This is a genomic window from Nitrogeniibacter mangrovi (assembly GCF_010983895.1).
Classification (GTDB): domain Bacteria; phylum Pseudomonadota; class Gammaproteobacteria; order Burkholderiales; family Rhodocyclaceae; genus Nitrogeniibacter; species Nitrogeniibacter mangrovi.
The window spans coordinates 248,651-269,968 of sequence record NZ_CP048836.1 but is presented as its reverse complement, the minus strand read 5'-3'; the positions used below and the strand labels follow the sequence as shown (position 1 = coordinate 269,968).

Annotated in this window: 25 protein-coding genes; 6 read left to right on the top strand and 19 right to left on the bottom strand. The window is 66.1% G+C overall.

The features are described from left to right. Nucleotides 1-29: 29 nt before the first annotated feature. Nucleotides 30-1,337 (bottom strand): phosphate regulon sensor histidine kinase PhoR, encoded by a 1,308-nt coding sequence (phoR, locus tag G3580_RS01165; protein WP_173768504.1) that lies wholly within the window; start codon nucleotides 1,335-1,337, stop codon nucleotides 30-32. A 75-nt stretch (nucleotides 1,338-1,412) separates the two neighbouring features. Continuing rightward, nucleotides 1,413-2,123 (bottom strand): phosphate regulon transcriptional regulator PhoB, encoded by a 711-nt coding sequence (phoB, locus tag G3580_RS01160; protein WP_173763524.1) that lies wholly within the window; start codon nucleotides 2,121-2,123, stop codon nucleotides 1,413-1,415. A 163-nt stretch (nucleotides 2,124-2,286) separates the two neighbouring features. Between phoB and G3580_RS01155 the strand changes: the two genes are divergently transcribed. Genes G3580_RS01155 through G3580_RS01145 form a run of 3 tightly spaced genes read left to right on the top strand, consistent with a single transcriptional unit; the run spans nucleotide 2,287 to nucleotide 4,076 of the window. Next, nucleotides 2,287-2,706: a gamma-butyrobetaine hydroxylase-like domain-containing protein gene (locus tag G3580_RS01155; RefSeq protein ID WP_173763523.1), complete on the top strand. Its 420-nt coding sequence runs from the start codon at nucleotides 2,287-2,289 to the stop codon at nucleotides 2,704-2,706. Nucleotides 2,707-2,711: 5 nt separating this feature from the next. Continuing rightward, nucleotides 2,712-3,449 (top strand): bifunctional demethylmenaquinone methyltransferase/2-methoxy-6-polyprenyl-1,4-benzoquinol methylase UbiE, encoded by a 738-nt coding sequence (gene ubiE, locus G3580_RS01150; RefSeq protein ID WP_173763522.1) that lies wholly within the window; start codon nucleotides 2,712-2,714, stop codon nucleotides 3,447-3,449. A gap of 42 nt (nucleotides 3,450-3,491) precedes the next feature. Next, a complete protein-coding gene (locus G3580_RS01145) occupies nucleotides 3,492-4,076 on the top strand; it encodes a ubiquinone biosynthesis accessory factor UbiJ (RefSeq protein WP_173763521.1) in 585 nt (194 codons plus the stop codon). A 76-nt stretch (nucleotides 4,077-4,152) separates the two neighbouring features. On the opposite strand, the gene G3580_RS01140 is transcribed toward G3580_RS01145, so the two are convergent. The 13 genes from G3580_RS01140 to mnmG all read right to left on the bottom strand — a co-directional run bounded on the left by G3580_RS01140 (nucleotide 4,153) and on the right by mnmG (nucleotide 15,390). Next, the gene (locus G3580_RS01140) at nucleotides 4,153-4,575 is read right to left on the bottom strand and encodes a F0F1 ATP synthase subunit epsilon (RefSeq protein ID WP_173763520.1); all 423 of its coding nucleotides are present in this window, start codon (nucleotides 4,573-4,575) and stop codon (nucleotides 4,153-4,155) included. 49 nt (nucleotides 4,576-4,624) lie between these two features. Continuing rightward, on the bottom strand, nucleotides 4,625-6,025 hold the full coding sequence (gene atpD, locus G3580_RS01135; protein WP_173763519.1) for a F0F1 ATP synthase subunit beta: 1,401 nt from the start codon (nucleotides 6,023-6,025) through the stop codon (nucleotides 4,625-4,627). Nucleotides 6,026-6,051: 26 nt separating this feature from the next. Further along, entirely contained in the window at nucleotides 6,052-6,921 is an 870-nt protein-coding gene (gene atpG, locus G3580_RS01130) for a F0F1 ATP synthase subunit gamma (protein WP_173763518.1), read from the bottom strand. A gap of 21 nt (nucleotides 6,922-6,942) precedes the next feature. Further along, nucleotides 6,943-8,481 (bottom strand): F0F1 ATP synthase subunit alpha, encoded by a 1,539-nt coding sequence (gene atpA / locus G3580_RS01125; protein ID WP_173763517.1) that lies wholly within the window; start codon nucleotides 8,479-8,481, stop codon nucleotides 6,943-6,945. 11 nt (nucleotides 8,482-8,492) lie between these two features. Next, on the bottom strand, nucleotides 8,493-9,026 hold the full coding sequence (locus G3580_RS01120) for a F0F1 ATP synthase subunit delta (RefSeq protein ID WP_173763516.1): 534 nt from the start codon (nucleotides 9,024-9,026) through the stop codon (nucleotides 8,493-8,495). Nucleotides 9,027-9,032: 6 nt separating this feature from the next. Then, entirely contained in the window at nucleotides 9,033-9,503 is a 471-nt protein-coding gene (locus G3580_RS01115) for a F0F1 ATP synthase subunit B (protein ID WP_173763515.1), read from the bottom strand. Nucleotides 9,504-9,549: 46 nt separating this feature from the next. Continuing rightward, nucleotides 9,550-9,795, bottom strand: coding sequence for a F0F1 ATP synthase subunit C (gene atpE / locus G3580_RS01110; protein ID WP_002925444.1), 246 nt, complete (start codon nucleotides 9,793-9,795; stop codon nucleotides 9,550-9,552). A 60-nt stretch (nucleotides 9,796-9,855) separates the two neighbouring features. After that, entirely contained in the window at nucleotides 9,856-10,722 is an 867-nt protein-coding gene (gene atpB, locus G3580_RS01105) for a F0F1 ATP synthase subunit A (RefSeq protein WP_173763514.1), read from the bottom strand. A gap of 2 nt (nucleotides 10,723-10,724) precedes the next feature. Then, nucleotides 10,725-11,066, bottom strand: coding sequence for an ATP synthase subunit I (locus G3580_RS01100; RefSeq protein WP_173763513.1), 342 nt, complete (start codon nucleotides 11,064-11,066; stop codon nucleotides 10,725-10,727). A 147-nt stretch (nucleotides 11,067-11,213) separates the two neighbouring features. After that, nucleotides 11,214-12,065, bottom strand: coding sequence for a ParB/RepB/Spo0J family partition protein (locus tag G3580_RS01095; protein ID WP_173763512.1), 852 nt, complete (start codon nucleotides 12,063-12,065; stop codon nucleotides 11,214-11,216). Between the two features lie 12 nt (nucleotides 12,066-12,077). Beyond that, nucleotides 12,078-12,848 (bottom strand): ParA family protein, encoded by a 771-nt coding sequence (locus tag G3580_RS01090; protein WP_173763511.1) that lies wholly within the window; start codon nucleotides 12,846-12,848, stop codon nucleotides 12,078-12,080. Then, entirely contained in the window at nucleotides 12,848-13,483 is a 636-nt protein-coding gene (rsmG, locus tag G3580_RS01085) for a 16S rRNA (guanine(527)-N(7))-methyltransferase RsmG (RefSeq protein ID WP_173763510.1), read from the bottom strand. Before rsmG ends, G3580_RS01090 begins: the two co-directional genes overlap by 1 nt. Beyond that, on the bottom strand, nucleotides 13,480-15,390 hold the full coding sequence (gene mnmG / locus G3580_RS01080) for a tRNA uridine-5-carboxymethylaminomethyl(34) synthesis enzyme MnmG (RefSeq protein ID WP_173763509.1): 1,911 nt from the start codon (nucleotides 15,388-15,390) through the stop codon (nucleotides 13,480-13,482). The genes rsmG and mnmG overlap by 4 nt, the downstream gene beginning before the upstream one ends. A gap of 267 nt (nucleotides 15,391-15,657) precedes the next feature. On the opposite strand from mnmG, the gene G3580_RS01075 reads away from it, so the two are divergent. Further along, nucleotides 15,658-16,482, top strand: coding sequence for an SEL1-like repeat protein (locus G3580_RS01075; protein WP_173763508.1), 825 nt, complete (start codon nucleotides 15,658-15,660; stop codon nucleotides 16,480-16,482). On the opposite strand, the gene G3580_RS01070 is transcribed toward G3580_RS01075, so the two are convergent. Both G3580_RS01070 and tpx read right to left on the bottom strand, forming a co-directional pair. Beyond that, nucleotides 16,462-17,424, bottom strand: a complete 963-nt coding sequence (locus G3580_RS01070; protein WP_173763507.1) for a DUF481 domain-containing protein — start codon at nucleotides 17,422-17,424, stop codon at nucleotides 16,462-16,464. The genes G3580_RS01075 and G3580_RS01070 overlap by 21 nt on opposite strands. Before the next feature lie 130 nt (nucleotides 17,425-17,554). Further along, nucleotides 17,555-18,055 carry a thiol peroxidase gene (gene tpx / locus G3580_RS01065; protein WP_173763506.1) on the bottom strand — a complete coding sequence of 167 codons (501 nt, stop codon included), beginning with the start codon at nucleotides 18,053-18,055 and terminating at the stop codon, nucleotides 17,555-17,557. A 143-nt stretch (nucleotides 18,056-18,198) separates the two neighbouring features. Here tpx and G3580_RS01060 point away from each other — a divergent pair, with 143 nt between their 5' ends. Together G3580_RS01060 and G3580_RS01055 are read left to right on the top strand one after the other, a co-directional pair. After that, nucleotides 18,199-19,236 (top strand): extracellular catalytic domain type 2 short-chain-length polyhydroxyalkanoate depolymerase, encoded by a 1,038-nt coding sequence (locus G3580_RS01060; protein ID WP_173763505.1) that lies wholly within the window; start codon nucleotides 18,199-18,201, stop codon nucleotides 19,234-19,236. A 17-nt stretch (nucleotides 19,237-19,253) separates the two neighbouring features. Further along, nucleotides 19,254-20,156: an ATP-grasp domain-containing protein gene (locus tag G3580_RS01055; protein ID WP_173763504.1), complete on the top strand. Its 903-nt coding sequence runs from the start codon at nucleotides 19,254-19,256 to the stop codon at nucleotides 20,154-20,156. Nucleotides 20,157-20,166: 10 nt separating this feature from the next. Here the strand turns inward: G3580_RS01055 and G3580_RS01050 are convergent, their stop codons facing one another. Then, entirely contained in the window at nucleotides 20,167-20,601 is a 435-nt protein-coding gene (locus G3580_RS01050; RefSeq protein ID WP_173763503.1) for a hypothetical protein, read from the bottom strand. 76 nt (nucleotides 20,602-20,677) lie between these two features. Beyond that, on the bottom strand, nucleotides 20,678-21,265 hold the full coding sequence (locus G3580_RS01045) for a uracil-DNA glycosylase family protein (protein WP_173763502.1): 588 nt from the start codon (nucleotides 21,263-21,265) through the stop codon (nucleotides 20,678-20,680). Nucleotides 21,266-21,318: the final 53 nt, after the last annotated feature.

Sequence of the window (21,318 nt, the reverse complement as noted above, 5' to 3'; positions counted from 1 at the left end):
GCCGTCGCCGTCGAGCCAGCGCGCCCGGCTCAGGCGCTCGCCTGGCCGCTAGGGGCGGACGCTTGCTCGCAGCGGACGATCCGTCGCGCCGGCACGCGCACGCAGAACGTGCTGCCCACCCCCGGGGTACTGGAGACCTTGAGCTCACACTGATGGCGGGTGAGGACGTGCTTGACGATCGCCAGCCCCAGCCCGGTCCCGCCGGTCTCGCGCGAGCGCCCGCGGTCCACACGATAAAAACGTTCCGTCAGCCGCGGCAGATGCTCCGGGGCCACGCCGATACCGGTATCCTCGACACAGAACTCGCCGAACCCGTCCGGATCCAGGTGCCAGCGCAAGCGGACCGTGCCGCCCGCGGGGGTGTACCTGACCGCGTTGCTGGCCAGGTTGGCGAAAGCGCTGTGCAACTCCTTGGCGCTGCCGGCACACTGGCAGTCGCAATCCACGCTGACTTCCACCGTGTGGCGGCCGGCGGAGAGCGCATCGGTCTCCCGGGCGATCTCACGCACCATGCCCCCGACGTTGAACACCTCTTCGTCGGGCGACGGCGCGCCGGTCTCGAGCGCCGAGAGGGTCAGCAGGTCGTTGATGAGGCGCTGCATGCGGCTGGCCTGCTCGAGGGCGAGACCGAGATAATGATTGCGCTCGGCGCCATCCAGATCGTCCTCGGCATCGATGACCGTCTCGAGGAAACCGGAGACCACGGTCAGGGGTGTGCGCAGCTCGTGGGACACGTTGGCGACGAAGTCGCGGCGCATGGTCTCAAGCTTTTCCAGCTGTGACACATCACGGGAGATGACCATCTTGCGATGGTCGCCGAAACGGATCACCTGGACCAGCAGCGCGGCGCCCTTGCGGTGCATCGGGTGGAACAGGAAGGGTTCGTCGTAATCGCCGCGTTCGAGGTAGTGCACGAAGTCGGGCTGACGCACGAGGTTGGTGACCTGGACCCCACGGTCACGCTCCTGGTCGAGACTGAAGTCGATGGCCGCCTGGCGGTTGATCCACTCGATGGTGTCGGTATGGGACAGGTACATGACCCCGTCGGGCATGGCCTGACTGGCTTCGCGAAAGCGATCCAGCGCGGCGCTCAGGCGCTCGCGCTGCTCGCTGGCCTGGCGCGCACGCCGGTTGAGATCGGAAAAGACGAAATCCCACACCCCGAAGGCATGGGGCAGGGGCGTGCCGATCGGTTCATGGGTCCACACCACGAGCTGGGTGAGGTACCAGTTGTGTCGCCAGAGCACCACGAGCAGGCCGAGCGCAGCCACCAGCGCCCCGACCACCGGGGACACCAGCAACGCGATCGGTATGGCGAACACGGCCACGGCGGCCAGCGCCGTGGCAAAACCGACCCAGACGTAACGTACAGTCGCGCGAATGACGAACTCCGCTCAAAGGCCCTGGGCGGATTATCGCACCGTCTGCGGCACCTCCGACTGCGCGGAGAGCCGGTAGCCACTGCCGCGCACCGTCTGTATCAGGCGCTCGTGTCCGGTCGGCTCCAGTGCGCAGCGCAGGCGACGGATATGCACGTCGACCGTGCGCTCCTCGACGAACACATGGTCGCCCCACACCTGGTCCAGCAGTTGCGCCCTGGAATGGACGCGCTCCGGGTGGGTCATGAGGAAATGCAGCAGACGGAATTCGGTCGGCCCGAGCGACAGGCTCTGTTCGCCCGCGCTGATGCGATGCGTCGCCGGATCCAGGCGCAGGCCACCGATCTGCACCGGATCCTCGGTCGCCTGGGGCGCGCGCCGGCGCAGGACGGCCTTGATCCGGGCCACCAGCTCACGCGGGCTGAAGGGCTTGGTGATGTAGTCGTCGGCCCCGGTCTCGAGACCCTGTACCTTGTCCTGCTCCTCGCCCCGGGCGGTCAGCATGATCAACGGAATCTCGCGGGTCCGCTCCTCGGCGCGCAGGCGCTTGGCCAGTTCGATGCCGGACAGACCGGGCAACATCCAGTCGAGCAGGATCAGGTCGGGCAGGGCATCACGGACGATGCGCAACGCGGTTTCTGCATCGGCGGCCCGCACCACATGGTGGCCGGCACGACCAAGATTGGCAGCGATCAGTTCCTGAATCGCGGGTTCGTCTTCAACAAGCAGAATATTGGCTGGCATGAATGCAACCTCTAACGGGATGCGCACAGTCTATTGCAGGTTTTTGACGGTTTCATGACGCGTCACGGACATGCAACACTGCCGGACGCAGCCGCCGACGGAGTATCAGGGGTATCATTGCACCTTCGACGAATCACCCGCAAATCTGCCAGGGTCAACACGCATGGCCGGACTTGACGCTTCCACTCCCCTGCCCACGGATATCGTGCTGCACACCCAGTCACGCTGCCTCGAAGTGGCGTTCGACAACGGTGCGCGCTATCGCTTGCCGTTCGAGTTCCTGCGGGTCTTCTCCCCCTCGGCCGAGGTCCGCGGACACGGTATCGGACAGGAGACCCTGCAGACCGGCAAGCGCGACGTCATCGTCGAGCAGGTGGAGCCGGTCGGGAAATACGCACTCAAGCTGGTGTTCTCGGACGGCCACGACAGCGGCCTGTACTCCTGGGACTATCTGGCCGAGATCGGCGCACATCAGGAGGCCCTGTGGCAGGCCTATCTGGAACGCCTCGAGGCCGCCGGCGCCAGTCGCGACATCGATACCACACCAGGCCGCCCCACCGGCGGTTGCGGCGGAGCACATTGATCAGGATGGACGATAAAACCACGGATTTCGGCTACGAAACCGTCCCCGAGACGGAAAAAGCGCGCAAGGTTGCCGGTGTCTTCTCCTCGGTCGCCAACCGTTACGACATCATGAATGACCTGATGTCCGGCGGCCTGCACCGGCTCTGGAAGGCTTTCACCATCCGTGTGGCGGGCGTCAAGGCCGGCGACCGGGTACTCGATGTCGCCGGCGGCACGGCGGATCTGTCGATCGCCTTTGCCAAACGGGTCGGACCCACCGGCCAGGTCTGGCTGACCGACATCAACGGCGCCATGCTCAGCCGCGGCCGCGACCGCACGATCGACAAGGGGCTGTCGCTGCCGGTCGCCCAGTGCGACGCCGAGCACCTGCCCTTTCCCGACAACCATTTCAACTGCGTCACCGTCGCCTTCGGTCTGCGCAACATGACCCACAAGGACGCAGCGCTCGCCGAGATGCGACGGGTGCTCAAACCCGGCGGCCGCCTGCTCGTGCTCGAATTTTCCCGGGTCTACAAACCGCTGGCGCCCGCCTACGATCTGTACTCGTTCAAGATCCTGCCCTGGCTCGGCCAGCGCGTGGCGGGCGACGCCGACAGTTACCGCTACCTGGCCGAGTCGATCCGGGTGCATCCGGATCAGGAAACCCTCAAGACCATGATGGAACAGGTCGGACTCGAGCGTGTCGACTACTTCAATCTGACCGGCGGCGTGGTCGCCCTCCATCGCGGCTACAAGCTCTGAGGGTTCCGCCATCCCGTCGCGACCTCACCGACTGATGCCCCCATGCTCGATACCGCCCTGCGCGCCACACTCAACCACCTGATCGGCCAGCACGACTGGGCGCGCGTGCGCCTGAAAGCCCACACAGGCTGTCAGGTCGGCATCCGTGTCGCGGGCGTGTCTCAACGATTCCGCATTGATGACACCGGCCTGCTCGGGGGCGAGACGTCCGACGATGCCGATGACGTCATGATCGACGTTCCGGCGCAGGCCATCGCCTCGCTCACCGACGGCATCGAGGGCGTCCTGGCCCACGCCCGGATTTCCGGCCAGGCCGAACTGGCTGAGACTGTCGGCTTCGTCGCCCGCCATCTGGACTGGGATCGTGAAGCCGATCTGGCCCGTCTCTTCGGCCCCATTGCCGGGCGCCGTCTTCATCTGACGGCCCGCCACGTGGAACAGGCCATTCCGGCATCCGCCATGCGGCTGGCCCGCAACACCAGCGAATATCTCGTTCACGAGGGCCGATGGCTCGCCGATCGTACTGCGTTCGACGACCACGTCGCACAGTTGCGTCACCTGAGAGACGATCTGGCCCGCCTCGATCAGCGCGTCGCCCGATTGGACCGCAACGAGTCGAAGCGATAACCCGAATTCAACAAAAAAGCAGCCCGAGGGCTGCTTTTTTGCGGGTGGCCGGCTCACACCGGAGCACCGTTTCCGATCAATGCCGCGGGCCGCGCAGCTTCTTGATCGCGGCCAGTTGGGCAATCGCTTCGGCCAGCTCGGCCTGCGCCGCGGCGTAGTCGATTTCGGCGTTGTGATTCGCCAGCGCCTCTTCGGCCTTGCGTTTCGCTTCGAGTGCCTTGGCTTCGTCCAGGTCCTTGCCACGGATGGCGGTGTCGGCGAGCACCGTCACCAGACCCGGTTGAACTTCCAGCAGACCGCCAGCGACGAAGACGAGCTCTTCCTCACCATTCTGCGGCTTGACGCGAACCGCACCCGGTTTGATCCGGGTCATCAGCGGCATGTGGCCCGGCAAAATACCGAGCTCACCGGTCTCGCCGGGCAGGGCCACGAATTCGGCCAGCCCGGAGAAGATTTCCTCTTCGGCGCTCACGATATCGACATGCACAGTCATTGCCATCGTTTATACCTCCGCTAGGCCCCGCTCGGGTGAGCGGGGCTGGCTCGCGTTACTGGACGGTCTTGGCCTTCTCGAAGGCTTCTTCGATATTGCCGACCATGTAGAACGCCTGCTCGGGAAGCTGATCGCATTCGCCGCTCACGATCATCTTGAAGCCCTTGATCGTGTCCTTGAGCGACACATACTTGCCCGGCGAACCCGTGAACACTTCGGCCACGTGGAACGGCTGCGACAGGAAACGCTGGATCTTACGCGCACGGGACACGGCAAGCTTGTCTTCGGGAGACAGTTCGTCCATACCCAGAATCGCGATGATGTCACGCAGTTCCTTGTACTTCTGCAGGGTCTGCTGCACCTCACGGGCGACACCGTAGTGCTCTTCACCCACGACCAGCGGATCGAGCTGGCGGGAGGTGGAGTCGAGCGGATCCACGGCCGGGTAGATACCCAGCGCGGCGATGTCACGGGACAGCACGACGGTGGAGTCCAGGTGAAGGAAGGTCGTGGCCGGCGACGGGTCGGTCAGGTCATCCGCGGGCACATACACGGCCTGGATGGAGGTAATCGAACCGACCTTGGTGGAGGTAATCCGCTCCTGCAGGCGACCCATTTCCTCGGCCAGCGTCGGCTGGTAACCCACGGCAGACGGCATCCGGCCCAGCAGCGCGGACACTTCGGTACCGGCCAGGGTGTAGCGATAGATGTTGTCCACGAAGAACAGGATGTCACGGCCGTCGTCACGGAAACGCTCGGCCATGGTCAGGCCGGTCAGCGCCACGCGCAGACGGTTGCCCGGGGGCTCGTTCATCTGACCGAACACCATCGCGACCTTGTCGAGCACGTTGGAGTCCTTCATCTCGTGGTAGAAGTCGTTCCCTTCACGGGTCCGCTCACCCACGCCAGCAAACACGGACAGGCCGGAGTGCTGTTTGGCGATGTTGTTGATCAGCTCCATCATGTTCACGGTCTTGCCCACGCCGGCGCCGCCGAACAGCCCCACCTTGCCGCCTTTGGCGAACGGGCAGATCAGGTCGATCACCTTGATACCGGTTTCGAGCAGTTCCACGGACGGAGACAGTTCGTCGAACTTCGGGGCCTTCTGGTGGATCGCGCGCAACTCGTCGCACTCGATGTCACCGGCCTCGTCGATCGGACGACCCAGCACGTCCATGATGCGACCCAGAGTCCCGTGACCCACCGGCACCGAAATCGGTGCGCCGGTGTTGCTCACGGGCATGCCACGACGCAGACCATCGCTGGAACCCAGCGCAATGGTGCGGACCACGCCGTCGCCCAGCTGCTGCTGAACTTCGAAGGTCAGACCTTCTTCGGCGAAGGAATTCTCCACCGGTTCCAGCTTCAGGGCGTCATACACTTTCGGCATCGCGTCACGCGGGAACTGGATGTCCACCACGGCGCCGATGCACTGTACGATCGTACCGTTACTCATCGTCATTTCCTCAAATCAATAATCCGTTACACCGCGGCGGCACCGCCCACAATCTCGGACAGTTCCTTGGTAATCGCTGCCTGGCGGGTCTTGTTGTAGACCAGCTGCAGTTCGCCGATGACGTTCTTCGCGTTGTCGGAGGCCGCCTTCATGGCCACCATGCGCGCGCTCTGCTCCGATGCCATGTTTTCGGCAACGGCCTGATAGACCAGCGCTTCGACATAACGCAGCAGCAGTTCATCGATCACGACCTGCGGATCGGGTTCGTAGAGGTAGTCCCACGAGCCCTCAGGCGCACCAAGGCGATCCCCGGTGAGGGGGAGCAGCTGTTCGACCTCCGGCTCCTGCTTCATGGTGTTCACGAAGCGGGTGTAGGCCAGATAGACGGCGTCAAGTTCGCCATTCTGGAACGCGTCCAGCATGACCTTGACCGGACCGATCAGCTTTTCGAGATGCGGGGTATCACCGAGCTGCGTGACATGCGAGGCGACGGGCACCTTCATGCGTTGCATGAAGCCGTAGCCCTTGTTGCCGATGCAGGTCGCACGAATTTCCGACACGCCATCGGCCTGCCAGTCCTTCATGTTGCTCACCGTCTGACGCAGGATGTTGGTGTTCAAGCCACCACACAGGCCCTTGTCGGTGGTCACGACGATAACGCCGACACGCTTGACGTCATTCTTCTTGACCAGGAACGGATGCTGATACTCGGTGATATTCGCCTGAGACAGGTTCGCAGCGAGTCGGCGGATCTTTTCGGCGTAGGGACGAGCGGCCCGCATGCGATCCTGCGCCTTGCGCATTTTCGATGCGGCCACCATCTCCATGGCCTTCGTGATCTTGCGAGTGTTCTGCACACTCTTGATCTTCGTACGGATTTCCTTACCGCTTGCCATATTCCGTCTCCGTACGCCGACTTACGCCCAGCTCTTCTTGAACTCTTCGATCGCGGCAACGAGCGTTTTCTCGGACTCGTCGTCCAGCGCCTTGGAGCTTTCGATCTTCTCGATCAGAGCAGCGTATTTGGTTTTCATGAACTGATGCAGCGCATGCTCGCAGGCCAGCACACGGCTGGTTTCGACGTCGTCGAAATAGCCGTTGTTGGAGGCGTACAGCGTGATCGCCATGTCAGCGACGGACAGCGGTGAGTACTGCGGCTGCTTCATCAGCTCGGTAACCTGACGGCCACGGTCGAGCTGCTTGCGGGTCGCTTCGTCCAGATCGGAGGCGAACTGCGCGAAGGCAGCCAGTTCTCGATACTGGGCCAGCGCCAGACGCACACCACCGCCGAGCTTCTTGATGACCTTGGTCTGGGCCGCACCACCCACCCGCGACACCGAGATACCGGCGTTGATGGCGGGACGGATACCGGCGTTGAACAGATCGGTCTCGAGGAAGATCTGGCCGTCGGTAATGGAAATGACGTTGGTCGGCACGAAGGCGGACACGTCACCGGCCTGCGTCTCGATCACCGGCAGCGCGGTCAGGGAACCGGTCTTGCCCTTGATTTCACCGTTGGTGAATTTCTCGACGTACTCGGCATTGACACGCGCGGCGCGCTCGAGCAGACGGGAGTGCAGGTAGAACACGTCACCCGGGTAGGCTTCACGGCCCGGCGGACGACGCAGCAGCAGGGAGATCTGACGGTAGGCCCAGGCCTGCTTGGTCAGATCGTCGTACACGATCAGGGCGTCTTCACCGCGATCGCGGAAGTATTCGCCCATCGTGCAGCCGGCATAGGCCGACAGGTACTGCATGGCGGCGGAGTCCGAAGCGGTGGCCGCGACGACGATGGTGTATTCCATCGCGCCGTTCTCTTCCAGCTTGCGCACCACGTTGGCGATGGTCGATGCCTTCTGACCGATCGCCACGTAGATGCAGGTCATGTTCTGACCTTTCTGGTTGATGATCGCGTCGACGGCGACGGCGGTCTTGCCGGTCTGACGGTCACCAATGATCAGCTCACGCTGGCCACGACCGATCGGCACCATGGCGTCGACCGACTTCAGCCCGGTCTGCACCGGCTGATCCACCGACTTACGTGCGATCACGCCCGGAGCGACCTTTTCGATCTTGTCGGTCAGCTTGGCTTCGATCGGGCCCTTGCCGTCGATCGGCTGACCCAGTGCGTTCACCACGCGGCCTTTCAGCTCGGGGCCGACCGGCACTTCCAGAATGCGGCCGGTCGCCTTGACCGTGTCGCCTTCAGAGATGTGCTCGTATTCGCCGAGCACGACGGCACCAACGGAATCGCGCTCGAGGTTGAGCGCCAGACCGAAGGTGTTGCCGGGGAACTCCAGCATTTCGCCCTGCATCACGTCAGCGAGGCCGTGAACACGGCAAATACCGTCGGTCACGGAGACCACGGTACCCTCGTTGCGGGACGATGCGGCGAGCTGCAGGTCCTGAATCCGGCTCTTAATCAGATCACTGATTTCAGAGGGGTTGAGTTGCATTTCCAATGCTCCTAAATCTTTAGCGCAGCGGCCATGTTCGCGAGCTTGCCGCGGACCGAGGCGTCGATGACGTCATCGCCGACAGTGACGGTCACTCCACCGATCAGATCGGGGTCGACCGACACGGACACATTCAGCTTGGCCTTGAAGCGGGCTTCAAGCTCCTGTGTCAGGGTGTTCAGCGTGGCATCATCGAGCTCGAAGGCGGAGACGATATCCGCGTCGAGCGTGCCTTCACGTTCGTTCTTGCGTTCAACGAACAGGTCACGGATCTCGGGAAGCACCTGCAGACGTTCGTTCTCGACCAGAATACGCACGAAGTTCTTCTGCGACTCGTCGAGATCACCCACGACACCGATAAACAACTCGGCGAGCTTGTCCTCACCGAGTTTCGGGTCGTGGATCAGGGTCTGCATCTGGGGATCGGCAGCAACGGCCGCCAATTTGTCCAGAGCTTCCGACCAGGGCCCCAGCGCACCTGCCCCGTCCGCCTGCTTGAAAGCAGCTTCGGCATATGGGCGCGCGATGGTGACGTTTTCGGCCATGACTTATTACAGTTCCTGTTTCAGGTTGGCCAGGAGGTCGGCGTGTGCCTTGGCGTCCACCTCCTTGCGGAGGATCTTCTCGGCGCCGGCAACAGCCAGGCTGGCGACCTGTTCGCGCAGGGCTTCCTTGGCACGTTCGGCGGCAGCGGCGGCTTCGCCCTCTGCAGCTTCACGTGCGGCGGCAATAATACGGGAAGCCTCGGCACGAGCTTCGTCGATCAGTTCAGATGCCTGCTTTTCAGCGGAGGCGCGCACATCGGTGGCCGACTCGCGGGCCTTGCGCATTTCCTCGACAACTTTCTTCTCGGCGAGAGCCAGATCGGCCTTGGCCTTGTCCGCAGCCGCCAGCCCGTCCGCGACCTTTTGCGCACGCTCGTCCAGTGCCTTCACGATCGGGGGCCACACGAATTTCATCGTGAAAGCCACCAGAATGAAGAACACAACGAGCTGAGCTATCAGGGTAGCGTTCAGATTCACGTTGCGATGTCCTTATGGTTCGTTAGTGGAAAAAACGACCCGAGGATCAAAGCTGGAACGGGTTGGCGAACGCGAACATCATGGCGATACCGACACCGATCAGGAACGCGGCGTCGATCAGACCGGCCAGCAGGAACATCTTGGTTTGCAGCGCGTTCATCAGCTCCGGCTGACGGGCGGAAGCTTCGAGGTACTTGGAACCCATGATGCCGATACCGATACAAGCACCGATGGCACCCAGACCGATGATGAGACCAGCGGCCAGCGCGACAAAACCCAGAACGTTTTCCATGACAACTCCTTGCGAGATAAAGTGGTTATTTGAAACCGGGTTAAAAAGAAGACAACGAAATCAGTGACTTTCGTGGGCCTGACCCACATACACCAGTGCCAGCATCATGAAGATGAAGGCCTGAAGCGTGATGATCAGGATGTGGAACACGGCCCAGATGGAGCCGGCGATCACATGCCCGATGAAACCGAACACGGTCGCGGTCCCGCCCAGCAGCGCGATCAGCATGAACACCAGTTCGCCAGCGTACATGTTGCCGAACAGTCGCATGCCGTGGGAGACGGTCTTGGCGAGGAATTCGATCATCTGCATGATGAAGTTCACCGGATACAGCGCCGGATGATTGCCGAACGGCGCGGTGAACAGTTCGTGCACCCAGCCGCCCACACCCTTGATCTTGACGTTGTAGTACAAACAGACGAGCAACACACCGATCGACAGACCGAGCGCACCGTTCAGATCGGCGGTGGGCACGACGCGCATGAAGGCGTGTTCGTTACCGGTGGCGTGCTGCCAGATGGTCGGCAACAGGTCAACCGGAAGCAGGTCCATCGCGTTCATGAGGAAGATCCACACGAACACGGTGAGCGCCAGCGGCGCGACGAACTTGCGGGATTCCGCGCTATGCACGATACCCTTGGCCTGATCGGCCACCATCTCGACGAGAATCTCGACGGCTGCCTGGAAACGGCCCGGCACACCCGAGGTGGCCTTGGCGGCGGCGCGCCACAGGAAGAAGACGGTCAGGATCCCCAGCAGGCCGGCGTAGAACATCGTATCGAGGTTGATCAGCGACCAATCGATCACGTTCTGTTGCGCATGCCCCGACGTATTGAGCTGCGTCAGGTGGTGAACGATGTACTCCGAGGCGGTAGGACCGTGCGCCGAGTGCTCTGCGGCGGCGTTTACTGCGTGCTCTGTAGCCATGGTTAGTTACGACCCAATAATGCAAACAAATTCGCTTTGAGCGCCAGCACCAGACCGATGATCAACGCCCCCCAGTGGAGGTCCTTGATGGTGGCTGCTGCCAGCGCCAGTAATCCTACAGTCGCGGCGACCTTGATGAATTCGCCAACGAAGAAAGCGGCGGGGTAAGCGGAGGGGCTGCGGCCACGCACGGCGGCCAATCTGAAAGCAAAGAAGGCATTGGGCACAACAACGGCCACGCCTCCGGCCAGTGCCGACCAGGCGCCTTCGATACCAAACAGCGCTGCCGATAGCGCCGCGGCCAACAGTGTCGCGAGCAGCTGAAATCCGACAGCCTTGTACATCCCGTCCCTTACGCGCCCGACCCCGAAAAAACACCCGGGTGGCCGCTCAAAAAATCCCGGCGATTCTAGGGGTTCACCACAACGAAGTCAAACTTTTCCGCACTGCAACATGACTTCAATCACCCCCCGAATCGGGTGAAACCCGCATCACCGCAGGCGTTCGAGCAAACTGTCGAGTTGATCCAGAGAGCCGAAGTCTACTATAAGACTGCCGGCCCCCTTGCGATTGGCCTTGATCTTCACCGTCGCGCCGAGGGCGTCCGACAGCTCCTCCTCGAGGCGCTGGAGGTCGCGATCCGGCGTCGGCTTGGCCCGCAGGCTGCGCGGCTTGAGTTCGTGGTGTACGAGCCGTTCCACCTCGCGGACCGACAGGCCACGGCCGGCGGCACGATTGGCCAGCTGCACCTGGACCGCACCGTCGAGCGGCAGCAAGGCGCGCGCATGGCCCATGTCGATGTCCCCGGCCATGAGCAGCTCCTGCACCGGCGCGGCCAGTTGCAGCAGGCGCAGCAGATTGGTGGCGGCCGGGCGCGACCGGCCGACCGCGTCGGCGGCCTGCTGATGGGTCATGCCGAACTCGTCCACCAGGCGCTGGATGCCGGCCGCCTCTTCGAGCGGATTGAGGTTCTCGCGCTGGATGTTCTCGATGAGCGACATGGCCAGCGCCGCCTCGTCGGGAATCTCGCGCACCAGGCAGGGCGTCTGCTCCAGGCCCGCGATCTGGCTGGCGCGCCAGCGCCGCTCACCGGCGATGATCTCGTAGCGATCCTCGCCGACGGGGCGCACCAGGATCGGCTGCATGACGCCCTGGGCCTTGATGGACGCGGCCAACTCCTCGAGCGAGCCCGGGTCCATGCGCGTACGCGGCTGGTACTTGCCGGGCTGAAGCGCCCCGACCGGCAGGGTCTGCAGCGCGCCCTTGTCTTCGTCGTCGTCCCGGTTGGCCGCCAGCAGCGCATCGAGGCCGCGCCCCAGTCCCTTGAGTTTCGGAGGTGCCATTGTCGTTTTCCTTCAGAGCGTCCTGACGCGCTCGATCATTTCCTCGGCGAAGTCGAGGTACGCCTGCGAGCCCTTGGCCGCCGGGTCGTACACCACCCCCGGCATGCCGTGGCTGGGCGCCTCGGCCAGGCGCACGTTGCGCGGCACCACCGCCTTGAAGACCTTGTCGCCGAAGTGATCCTCGAGCTGGGCGGAGACCTGCTGCTGCAGCGTCATGCGCGGGTCGAACATCACCCGCAGCAGGCCGATGATCTTCAGATCCCGGTTGAGGTTGGCATGCACCTTCTTGATGGTGTTGACCAGATCCGAGAGCCCCTCGAGCGCGTAGTACTCGCACTGCATCGGAATGATGACGCCATGGGCTGAGCACAGGCCGTTGAGGGTCAGCAGCGACAGCGACGGCGGACAGTCGATGAGCACGAAATCGTAGTCGTCGGCCACCCCCGCCAGGGCCTTCTTGAGGCGCTTCTCGCGCCCCTCGAGTTCGACCATCTCCACCTCGGCCCCCGCCAGATCGCGGTTGGCCGGCAGCACGTCGAACTTGCCCGACGGCGAGGCGACCCGCACCGCCGCCAGATCGGCCATGCCCACCAGCAGATGGTAGACCGAGCGCTCGAGGCCGCGCTTGTCGATGCCGCTGCCGCCGGTGGCGTTGCCCTGGGGGTCGAGATCGACCAGCAGCACGCGCTGTTTGCGTCGCGCCAGGGCGGCGGCGAGATTGACGCAGGTGGTGGTCTTGCCGACCCCGCCTTTCTGGTTGGCGACACAGAAGATTCGGGCCATCAGGCGGTTCCGTTGCGTTCGATGATGATCAGATGACGGTGCGCATCGAGGTCGGGCACCGCCAGGGTGTGGGCCTCGGCCAGCACGAAGCCGTCCGGCAGGCGGGCGATCTCTTCGTGAGGATAGACGCCCTTCATGGCATACAGACGACCGCCGGGGCGCAGCAGATGCGCCGACAGGCGAACGAAATCGGCCAGCTCGGCAAAGGCCCGCGAGATGATGCCGTCGAACCGTTGCGCCGGCTGCACGTCTTCGACCCGGGCGCACAAGGCATGAAAGTTCTCCAGCTTCAGTTCGATGCGCGCCTGCTGCTGGAAGCTGGCCTTTTTGTTGACCGTCTCGATGGAGGTCACCTGCAGGTCGGGCCGGGCGATGGCCAGCGGAATACCCGGCAGTCCGCCGCCCGAACCGATGTCCGCCAGGGTGTTCACCTCGCTCAGAAACGGCAGCACCACCAGCGAATCGAGCAGATGATGGGTGAGGATCTGGTCCGCATCGCGGATCGCGGTGAGGTTGTACACCCGGTTCCACTTGGCCAGCAAGGCTGCGAACGCCACGAGCTTCTCGTGCGCCGCCTCCGGCAGGTCGATCCCCATGGCCGTCAGGCCGCGCTCCAGTCGGGCCGCCTCGCTCATGCCGAGGCCCTGCCATCGTCGAGCCGGCGGGCCGCGCCGCGGCGCTTCAGGTGCACCAGCAGCAGCGAGATGGCCGCTGGCGTCACCCCCTGGATGCGGCCGGCCTGGCCGATGGTCTGGGGCCGGTGCTCGGCCAGCTTCTGCTGCACTTCCTTCGACAGGCCGCGCACCTCGCCGTAGTCCATGTCCGCCGGCAGCGCCGTGGCTTCGGCCTTGGCGGCGCGGGCCACCTCCTCCTGCTGACGATCGATGTAGCCCTGGTACTGGGCGCCGATCTCGAGCTGCTCGACCACCAGCGGATCGGTTTCCGGCGCCTCCGGCGCGGTCGGCAGGGCCATCAGGGCGGCGTAACGGACGCCCGGCCGGCGCAGCAGCTCGAAGAAGGTGTATTCGCGCTCCAGCGCCTTGCCCACGGCTTGCTCGGCCGCCGCCGCGGGAATCGCGTCGGGGCGCGCCCAGGTGGCCTTGAGCCGTGCGGTCTCGCGCTCGATGGCCTCGCGCTTGCGGCAGAAGGCCGTCCAGCGCGCGTCGTCCACGAGGCCGAGTTTGCGCCCCTTCTCGGTCAGGCGCAGGTCGGCATTGTCCTCGCGCAAGGAGAGCCGGTACTCGGCGCGGGAGGTGAACATCCGGTAGGGCTCGGCCACCCCACGGGTGATGAGATCGTCCACCAGCACGCCCAGGTAGGCTTCGTCGCGGCGCGGGCACCAGGGCTCGCGCCCCTGCACCTGCAAGGCCGCGTTGGCCCCGGCGAGCAGGCCCTGTGCAGCAGCCTCCTCGTAGCCGGTGGTGCCGTTGATCTGGCCGGCGAAGAACAGGCCGTGGAAGGTCTTGGTCTCCAGGCTGCTCTTGAGGTTGCGCGGATCGAAGTAGTCGTACTCGATGGCGTAGCCGGGGCGCAGGATGTGGGCGTTTTCCATGCCGGCGATGGAGCGCACCACCGCGAGCTGAACGTCGAAGGGCAGCGAGGTGGAGATGCCGTTCGGATAGAGCTCGTGGGTCTCCAGCCCTTCGGGCTCGAGGAAGACGTTGTGGCTATCCTTGTCGGCGAAGCGGTGGATCTTGTCCTCGATGGACGGGCAGTAGCGCGGCCCGACGCCCTCGATCACGCCCGAATACATGGGTGAGCGATCCAGGTTGTTGCGGATGATCTCGTGGGTGCGTTCGTTGGTCTTGGTGATCCAGCACGGCAGTTGTCGCGGGTGCTGGCTCACCGAACCGAGGAAGCTGAACACCGGCTCCGGATCGTCGCCCGGCTGCACGGTCATCACCGAGAAGTCGACGGTGCGCCCGTCGATGCGCGGCGGCGTGCCGGTCTTCAGCCGCCCTTGCGGCAGCTGCAATTCCTTGAGGCGCCGGCCCAAGGAGATGGCGGGCTGATCGCCGGCGCGGCCACCGGAATGGTGCGTGAGGCCGACATGGATCAAGCCGTTGAGAAAGGTGCCGGCGGTCAGCACCACCGTGGGCGCCTCGAAGCGGATGCCCAGCTGGGTGACCACGCCGGTCACCCGGTCGCCCGCCACGGTGATGTCGTCCACCGCCTGCTGGAACAGGGTCAGGTTGGCCTGGTTCTCCAGGCGCTTGCGGATCGCCGCCTTGTACAGCACCCGGTCGGCCTGGGCGCGGGTGGCGCGCACCGCGGGCCCCTTGGAGGCGTTGAGGATGCGGAACTGGATGCCGCCCTCGTCGGTGGCCGCCGCCATGGCGCCGCCCAGCGCATCCACTTCCTTGACCAGATGGCCCTTGCCGATGCCGCCGATGGACGGGTTGCAGCTCATCTGCCCGAGGGTCTCGATGTTGTGGGTGAGCAGCAGCGTGCGCACGCCCATGCGGGCGGCGGCGAGCGCGGCCTCGGTGCCGGCGTGGCCGCCACCGACGACGATGACATCGAAACGGGAGGGATACAGCATGGCGCGTCCTGCGCAGATGGCGAAGCGTTGGGAAAGGGGAGGAATTCTATCGTTTCGGGCTCCGCCACACCAGCCCCAAACCCCCATGTTCCACGTTTTTTTCACGCGGAAACATGATCTTATGTTGTGCACTCACCGACATTCATGCACCACCCTGGCGCATCGGCCGGATCGGGCGAATCCCCCGCCCCCGTGCGGGCAAGCCGCCCTGTCGGCCCCGGCGCGGCGCCGCTAGCATGATCGGGAATTCTGCGCCGGAATCCGTCCATGCTCCGCCTCGCCGCCTGTCTGCTCGCCCTGGGTGTGCTCGCCACCCCGTCGGCCCGCGCCCACAGCACACACCTGCCCGAGGGCCCGGTGCGGGTGTGGCAGGCGGTGATGGCGCACGCCAGCCGGGATGCCCGGGTGGACGCGGCGCGCCTCGAAGGCATTACCCGCATCGGCACCGCTCCGGTGCGTATCTGGCTGGACTGGGACGAGATCCACGGCGGCACGCGCCTCGGCTGGCAGGCGGTGGACCGCCCGGTGGACGCCCCGGCGGTCCAGGCCTGGCTGCGCCAGGTGGCGCGCAGCGCGGCGGCGACACCACGCCCGCATGGCGACTGCCTCGCCCGCTTGCCCGGGGACGGCGCGCGCTGCACCGACACCGCGGACATCGCGGCAGATCTGCTGGCCGGCGCCATGTGCGGCGACGACGAGGCGATGCTCGCCCTGCTCGCCGACTGCGCCCGCCGCGGTCACGCCGGGGCGATGATCCGCCTCTCGCAGATGTACGAGAGCGGCACCGGCCTGCCACGCCGGCCGGAACGGGCCACCGCCTGGCTGGCGCGCGCCGCCCGCGCGCACACGCCGGGCTACCGACTGACCGGGATGACCCTGTTCGCCACCGCCCTCTATTTCGGCGTCGGCATCGCCCCGGACCGCCCCGCCGCCCTCGAGCTGTTCCGCCAGGCCGCCGCGCAGGGCGATGCGGACGCCGCCGAGTTCCTGCGCACGGGCACCCACCACGCCTGGCGGCGCGCCGACGGCCGTGCCTTTGCCGACCCGGCGTTCATCCCGGCGCGCCCGCGCTCACAGACGCCAGATCAGTGAGCTGGTGTACTTGAAGTCGTTGCGATCGGCCCCGTCCTCGGGCCGGGAGTCATACTCGTTGTTGATTCCGATCTTGAGCCCCAGCCCGGCCTCCTTGTCGAGATTGATGATCCAGTCGAAGGCGGACACGTTGCGGAACTGGCCACCATCCTTGAGGCTGGGATAGAGCGCATTGGTGAGACTGATGGTCTGCTGCGCCGACAGCTTCCAGTTCATGTCGAAGCCGAGCAGCGCCTCCGGCGCCACCTCCTCGCGCGCGGGCCCGCCCCACACGTAGGTGCCGCCCAAACCGGCCCGGAGCAGCAGCCGGTAACGATCCGAGGCCGCCACCTGGTAACCCACCCCCCCGTTGAGCGCCAGACGGTTGCGCCAGTCCTGGAACGCATCCCGATCGTACTGACCGGCGGCAAACCGGAACCAGGGCGAGCCGGGCAACAGATCGTCACGGTTGAGGCTGACCACGGCACTGTTGGCGGTCTCCTCGCCGTCGCTCTCGGCGTGGAAGAAGCGCGCCCGCTGGCGCCAGCGCACCTCGGTGTCCTCGTAGTCGGCCATGAAACCCACATGCGCCTGCTGGTTGCTCGAGGCCCCGGCCGCCCCGCTGACGCCCGCCTCCAGCCGGCGCTGCCAGTCCTTGAGCCAGCCGAAACCGAGCAGGCCGCGGTCTTCCGGGGGGGGTGGCGCCGGCTTCGCCGGTGCGGGCGGCGCGTCGGCGCGCGCAATGGCGGCCGCGCCGATGAAGACGCTGCGGATATCGTCGCGCATCAGGCTCAGCTCCCCGAGCACCGGGTGTTTGATGAACACGGTGTCATCGGTCTGACGCAGCAGCTCGCCACGCAGGATGTCGCCATTGGCGAGGGTGACGCGGACGACATCGGCGGCTGCCGGTACGGCACACAGCAGAAACACACTCGCCACGAGCGTCGTTCGAATCCGGGACATGCAATCTCCATCTTGCCAGGGGTTCAAGCGGATGACAGGGCGCCCCCCGCGCCGGTTCCGCAACCATGGCGCAATGCACCAAAAAAAAACGGCGAACCGCAGTCCGCCGTCACCTTCGCTGCGACTGCGCTCAGCCGAGCGCCGCCTCGGCGGCCGCGTAGTCCGGCTCCTCGGCGATCTCCGGCACCAGCTGGCTGTGCAGCACGGTGTTGTCCTTGTCCAGCACCACCACCGCGCGCGCGGTCAGCCCGGCCAGCGGGCCGGAGGTGATCGCCACGCCCCAGCGCTGGCCGAAGCCGGCGTTGCGGAAGGTGGACAGGGTGACCACGTTGTCGAGCCCTTCGGTGGTGCAGAAGCGGCCCGCCGCGAACGGCAGGTCGGCCGAGATCACGAGCACGACGGTATCGGCCAGGCTCGCGGCGTCGGCGTTGAACTTGCGGGTCGAGGTGGCACAGGTGGGGGTATCGAGGCTGGGCACGATATTGAGCACCTTGCGCTTGCCGGCGAAGGCATCGAGGCCGACATCGGCCAGCTCGCCGTTGGTGAGGGTGAAATCGGGGGCCGGGCTGCCCTTGGCCGGCAGAGTGCCGGCCACGTCGACGGGATTGCCCTTGAGCGTGACGGTAGCCATATGAAATCTCCTGTGGGTATCGGGGGTGGTGCGACGCGGATCATGCGCCTTGTCGTTGTCATTGCCGGTGTGCACCAGCGCACTTGCGCGGCACACGAACGGAAGACCATCATGACAGCATTTCGTTTCGTCGTCCCGGATTCATGCGCCGCCATCTCGCGCTCCTGCTGAGCCTGTCGAGCATCGCCGCCCACGCCGCACCGCCCCTGCCGGCGCTGAGTGCCGACGCGGCGCAGCTGACGGTGTCGGGGATCTCCTCCGGCGGCTACATGGCGGTGCAGTTTCATGTGGCCCACTCCGCGCGGGTCGCCGGGGCCGGCATCCTCGCGGCCGGGCCCTACGAATGCGCCGAGGGCAGCGCCGTGCGCGCCCTGGTCAATTGCATGGACCCCGACGCCAACGACCCGGTGCCCAGCACCGCCGCCAGCGTCGCCCTCGTCGAGGCCGACGCCACCGCAGGGCGCATCGACGCCCCTGCCGGCCTGGTGCACGACCGGGTCTGGCTGCTCTCCGGGGGCGCGGACCACACCGTCGCGCGGCCGGTGGTCGACGCGCTGGCCGCCTTCTACCGGCACTGGGTCGCCGCCACCGACCTGGCCTACGTCAAGGTGCCCGGCGCCGGCCACGCCATGCTCTCGCCCGACGCGCCGGACGCCAACGCCTGCGACACCTCCGAGCCGCCGTTCATCAACCATTGCGCGGGCGTCGACGCCCCCGGGCAGTTGCTCGCCCATCTGCTCGGCCCGCTCGCCCCGAAGGCGGTCAGTGCGGGCGGCGAGCTGCTCGCCTTCGACCAGACCCCCTACGCCGACGCCGCTGGCGCCCTCGGCCTGGGGCAGACCGGCTACGTATACGTGCCAAGCGGTTGCCGCACCGGCGGCTGCCGGGTGCACGTGGCCTTCCACGGCTGTCGCCAGAGCGCCGACCAGATCGGCACCGTGTTCGTACGCGAGGCCGGCTACAACCGCTGGGCCGAATCCAACCGGCTCATCGTCCTCTACCCGCAGACCACCCCGCGCTACGGCTGGACCTGGTCGGGCTGGTGGTTCCGCTGGGTGTTCAACCCCAAGGCCTGCTGGGACTGGTGGGGCTACGAGGACACCGACTACGCCACCCGTGACGGCGCCCAGATCGATGCCGTCACGCGCATGGTGGATCACTTGGCCGAAGCGCCCCGCTGAACCGTCCCGGAAGCGCCATGTACGACCTGATTGTCCTTACCGAGGCCCGCTACGCCACCCTCGACCCCGACGACTGGTACCAGCACCAGATCGCCACCGAAGAAGGCCTGCTGATCGACGCCCTCTACGCGCTCGGGCTGCGAGTGGCGCGGCGCGCCTGGTCGGACCCGTCCATGGACTGGCATCTGACCCGCGCCGCCCTGTTCCGCTCCACCTGGGACTATGTGGACCGCATCGACCGCTTCCGCCCCTGGCTGGCGCACGCCGCCACGCGGACGCGCCTGATCAACGATGCGGCCCTGATCCACTGGAACCTGGACAAGCGCTATCTGCGGGATCTGGCCGAACGCGGCATCGCCGTCGTCCCCACGCAATTTCTCGACGCGGGCGCGCCGGTCTCCCTGGATGACCTGCTCGATGCCCAGGGTTGGGACGAGGTGGTCATCAAGCCCGCGCTCGCCGCCGGCGCCCGGCTCACCTGGCGCGCCGGGCGCGCGGACCTCGGCGCCCACCAGACCCAGCTCGCCGACTGCCTCGCCCGCGAGGCCATGCTGGTGCAGCCCTTCGAGCCGGCCATCGTGCGCGAGGGCGAGATCTCCCTGATCGTCATCGACGGGCGCGTGACCCACGCGGTGCGCAAGACCGCGCGGACGGGCGACTTCCGGGTGCAGGACGACCATGGCGGCCAGGTGCACCCGCACCTGCCGGCCGCGGACGAGATCGCCTTTGCCGAACGGACGGTGCGGGCCTGCCCGGCGGCGCCGGTCTATGCGCGCGTGGATCTGGTGCGCAGCGCGCAGGGGCTGCGCCTGATGGAGATCGAGCTGATCGAGCCGGAGCTGTTCTTCCGCTTCCACCCCGAGGCGGCGCGCACCCTGGCCAGCGCGCTGGTGAGAACCCTGTTCTCGGTGGACGCCTGAGGCGCGCCGTTCAGGCCGGCCGCGCCAGCACCGCGTCGCGGGCCGCCGGGTAGGACATGTCCGGCCCGCCGGGGATGGTCGAGGCGGTCAGGTTGTAGCCCTGCGGGCTCGGCGTGCCGCCGTGGTAATGGGCCTTGAAGGCGTCCACCCAGTAGCCGCCGTGGTAGTCCATCACCCAGAAATGCAGCCGGGACTCGGGCAGGTCCTGCCCCTGGATCCAGCGCACCGCACAGCCGAAGTCGTCGAAGAAATGGGTCGCGCCGCCCGCATCGCGCACCTGCGCCGCGAACGGCCGCTGGGTGATGGCCGCCTTGCAGTATTCGCAGTGGGTTTCGTTCAGCGCCAGCCTGGCCGGCTGCACCTCGCTGCACGCGGTGAGGCCGAAGCCGGTCAGCGGCACGGTGGCCAGGGCGGCGGCCTGACGGAAGAAGTGGCGGCGATTCATGGCGACGAGGCTCCGGTGCGGGTGGGCGGTTCAGGCGCGACTTTAACAGACCTGCGCCGGCGGCCCGCGGCCGAGGTCACGCCGCGAGCACGTCCGCCACCCGCGCCCGCAGCGCCGGCAGCACCTCCTCGGCAAACCACGGGTTGCGCACCAGCCAGCGGTTGTTGCGCGGGCTCGGATGCGGCAGCGGCAGCCGCGCGGGCCAGTGGCGGCGCCAGTCGCGCACCACCTCGGTGAGCGCCACGCGGCCGGCGTCCAGATGGTAGTCGAGGGCGTACTGACCCAGCACCAGGGTCAGTTCCACCCGGGGCAGGTGGGCCAGGAAGGCCTCGCGCCAGGTGGCGGCGCACTCCGGCCGCGGCGGCAGATCGCCGCTCTTGCCGGTGCCCGGATAGCAGAAGCCCATGGGCAGGATCGCCACCCGGGTGGCGTCGTAGAACACCGCCCGGTCGATGCCGAGCCAGTCGCGCAGGCGATCGCCGCTGGGGTCGTCGAAGGGCACCCCGGTCGCGTGCACCCGTCGCCCGGGCGCCTGTCCGGCGATCAGGATCCGCGCGCGCGGATCGGCCTGGAACACCGGCCGGGGCCCGAGGGGCAGATGCTCGGCGCACAGGGTGCACGCACGCGCCGAGGCAAAGAGTTCGTCGGGGGACTGATCGCTCATTCACGCTCCGGTGGCCGCCGGCTCGCCGCCGATCGCAGCGCCCGGCCGATCGA

Coding starts and splice junctions, on each gene's coding strand:
- G3580_RS01155 (WP_173763523.1), top strand. CDS start 2,287: ATGGCCGGACTTGACGCTTCCACTCCCCTGCCCACGGATATCGTGCTG.
- G3580_RS01055 (WP_173763504.1), top strand. CDS start 19,254: ATGTACGACCTGATTGTCCTTACCGAGGCCCGCTACGCCACCCTCGAC.
- rsmG (WP_173763510.1), bottom strand. CDS start 13,483: ATGAGCGAGGCGGCCCGACTGGAGCGCGGCCTGACGGCCATGGGGATC.
- atpA (WP_173763517.1), bottom strand. CDS start 8,481: ATGCAACTCAACCCCTCTGAAATCAGTGATCTGATTAAGAGCCGGATT.
- G3580_RS01120 (WP_173763516.1), bottom strand. CDS start 9,026: ATGGCCGAAAACGTCACCATCGCGCGCCCATATGCCGAAGCTGCTTTC.
- G3580_RS01070 (WP_173763507.1), bottom strand. CDS start 17,424: ATGTCCCGGATTCGAACGACGCTCGTGGCGAGTGTGTTTCTGCTGTGT.
- mnmG (WP_173763509.1), bottom strand. CDS start 15,390: ATGCTGTATCCCTCCCGTTTCGATGTCATCGTCGTCGGTGGCGGCCAC.
- G3580_RS01060 (WP_173763505.1), top strand. CDS start 18,199: ATGCGCCGCCATCTCGCGCTCCTGCTGAGCCTGTCGAGCATCGCCGCC.
- phoB (WP_173763524.1), bottom strand. CDS start 2,123: ATGCCAGCCAATATTCTGCTTGTTGAAGACGAACCCGCGATTCAGGAA.
- tpx (WP_173763506.1), bottom strand. CDS start 18,055: ATGGCTACCGTCACGCTCAAGGGCAATCCCGTCGACGTGGCCGGCACT.
- atpD (WP_173763519.1), bottom strand. CDS start 6,025: ATGAGTAACGGTACGATCGTACAGTGCATCGGCGCCGTGGTGGACATC.
- G3580_RS01045 (WP_173763502.1), bottom strand. CDS start 21,265: ATGAGCGATCAGTCCCCCGACGAACTCTTTGCCTCGGCGCGTGCGTGC.
- atpE (WP_002925444.1), bottom strand. CDS start 9,795: ATGGAAAACGTTCTGGGTTTTGTCGCGCTGGCCGCTGGTCTCATCATC.
- G3580_RS01100 (WP_173763513.1), bottom strand. CDS start 11,066: ATGTACAAGGCTGTCGGATTTCAGCTGCTCGCGACACTGTTGGCCGCG.
- atpG (WP_173763518.1), bottom strand. CDS start 6,921: ATGGCAAGCGGTAAGGAAATCCGTACGAAGATCAAGAGTGTGCAGAAC.
- G3580_RS01075 (WP_173763508.1), top strand. CDS start 15,658: ATGCTCCGCCTCGCCGCCTGTCTGCTCGCCCTGGGTGTGCTCGCCACC.
- G3580_RS01145 (WP_173763521.1), top strand. CDS start 3,492: ATGCTCGATACCGCCCTGCGCGCCACACTCAACCACCTGATCGGCCAG.
- atpB (WP_173763514.1), bottom strand. CDS start 10,722: ATGGCTACAGAGCACGCAGTAAACGCCGCCGCAGAGCACTCGGCGCAC.
- G3580_RS01090 (WP_173763511.1), bottom strand. CDS start 12,848: ATGGCCCGAATCTTCTGTGTCGCCAACCAGAAAGGCGGGGTCGGCAAG.
- ubiE (WP_173763522.1), top strand. CDS start 2,712: ATGGACGATAAAACCACGGATTTCGGCTACGAAACCGTCCCCGAGACG.
- G3580_RS01140 (WP_173763520.1), bottom strand. CDS start 4,575: ATGGCAATGACTGTGCATGTCGATATCGTGAGCGCCGAAGAGGAAATC.
- G3580_RS01095 (WP_173763512.1), bottom strand. CDS start 12,065: ATGGCACCTCCGAAACTCAAGGGACTGGGGCGCGGCCTCGATGCGCTG.
- G3580_RS01050 (WP_173763503.1), bottom strand. CDS start 20,601: ATGAATCGCCGCCACTTCTTCCGTCAGGCCGCCGCCCTGGCCACCGTG.